Annotated in this window: 2 protein-coding genes; one reads left to right on the top strand and one right to left on the bottom strand. The window is 68.2% G+C overall.

Annotated features, from left to right (window positions below; translation table 11 throughout):
• Positions 1-149: 149 nt before the first annotated feature.
• Complete coding sequence (locus tag ACWEBX_RS40430; RefSeq protein ID WP_365284456.1) at positions 150-302, bottom strand: hypothetical protein; 153 nt, start codon at positions 300-302, stop codon at positions 150-152.
• A gap of 227 nt (positions 303-529) precedes the next feature.
• Here ACWEBX_RS40430 and ACWEBX_RS40425 point away from each other — a divergent pair, with 227 nt between their 5' ends.
• Entirely contained in the window at positions 530-1,426 is an 897-nt protein-coding gene (locus ACWEBX_RS40425; protein ID WP_355769917.1) for an NYN domain-containing protein, read from the top strand.
• The last annotated feature ends 135 nt before the right edge of the window (positions 1,427-1,561 follow it).

Here is a 1,561-nt window from a genome sequence, read left to right as displayed (position 1 = left end):
TCACGCAGGTCGATCTGGTACGTGGGCGGGTTGAGGGACTGGCCGCCGTCGTTCGCTGAAGTCTCGGAATCGTCTGCTGTCCGCAACGCGTTCCGTCCGGTGAGGCGCCTTCGGTGCGTCCTCGTCCGGCGAAGCGGACCCTCGTCGTGTTAAGAAGCGGTTGTGTCGGCCGGGCGGATCCACAGTCGCTGCCCGATGGCGGCGGCCTGCTGAACGATCCGGTTGACGGAGGCGGCGTCTACGACAGTGCAGTCCACGGGCGTGCCGTCGACATCGTCGAGTCGCATGATTTCGAAGCGCATGGCTTCTCCCTTCGTCTGGTCATCCTCCTGAGGAGAACTACTTGAGTGTGTGGCGAGCGAGGCATCTCTGCACTCGCTCACGTAGGGAGTCAACGGGGTGTGTGTTACAAACATTCCCTACGCTAAGGAAATTTTTCGAGAACCTAATTACCGGCGGGTAGTCCGGGTGGCGGAGACCGAACGGCGCCGGTTGTGTTCGCAGCGTGACCGCCGGGACAATGGCGACGATGAACGACGACCACGCGGCCCTGGCCGCCCGCATTGACCGTACGAACGAGCTGCTGCAGCGCATGCTCGCCGAGGTCGCGAAGACTCCCTCCACTCACGCGATCTTCGTCGACGCCGGATATCTGTACGCGGCCGCGGGGCGCCTCGTCGCCGGCACGGAGGACCGCCGTTCGTTCGACCTGGACACCGAGGGCCTCATCGAGGCACTCATCGACCGGGCCCGCACGATCTTCGCCGACAGCCGCCTGCTGCGCGTCTACTGGTACGACGGCGCACGGCGCCGCATCCACACGGCGGAACAGCAGTCCATCGCCGAACTGCCGGACGTGAAGGTCCGGTTGGGCAATCTGAACGCCAACAACCAGCAGAAGGGCGTCGATTCACTCATCCGCTCGGACCTGGAGTCCCTCGCCCGGCACCGCGCCATCAGTGACGCGGCCCTGCTCGGCGGCGACGAGGACCTTGTCTCCGCGGTCGAGGCGGCGCAGGGCTACGGCGCCCGGGTCCACCTCTGGGGCATCGAGGCGCCCGAGGGCGGCAACCAGGCCGAGCCGCTGCTCTGGGAGGTCGACAGCCAGCGCACGCTCGACCTCGACTTCTTCAAGCCGTATGTGGCCAGGCGGACCGCCCAGTCCTACGACCCGACGGCGGCGGTCCGGCCCACGCGGGAGGACGTGCGCTTCGTGGGCGCCCAGATCGCCGCGAAGTGGCTGGCCGCCCGCGGCCGTGAGTCCCTGGCCGAGCTGCTGCCCGGGCACCCGTATCTGCCCGGCTCGGTCGACCAGGACCTGCTGGTCGAGGCGGAGGGACTGCTCCAGTACTCCCTGCGCGGCCAGTCGGACCTGCGCCGCGCCCTGCGGGACGGCTTCTGGGAGCACCTTCAGGGCCAGTACTAGTGCCGTGGCACGCATCGGTTGCCCGTCAAGGGCCGGGAGTCGCGACGGGGTGAACGTCGCCTGTCGCGGCCTGGCCCGCGGGGAGTGGTGTCAGTCGGTGCTGCCGGGAGCGTTCGTGGGCCGTGCGCCGTCCCA

Source organism: Streptomyces sp. NPDC005070, assembly GCF_053600395.1.
The sequence above is the reverse complement of the archived record's forward strand: the minus strand, read 5'-3'. Positions and strand labels throughout refer to the sequence as shown.

What these genes read in the sequence shown, in the direction of transcription:
- ACWEBX_RS40430 (WP_365284456.1), bottom strand. Translation starts at nt 302, where the DNA reads ATGCGCTTCGAAATCATGCGACTCGACGATGTCGACGGCACGCCCGTG.
- ACWEBX_RS40425 (WP_355769917.1), top strand. Translation starts at nt 530, where the DNA reads ATGAACGACGACCACGCGGCCCTGGCCGCCCGCATTGACCGTACGAAC.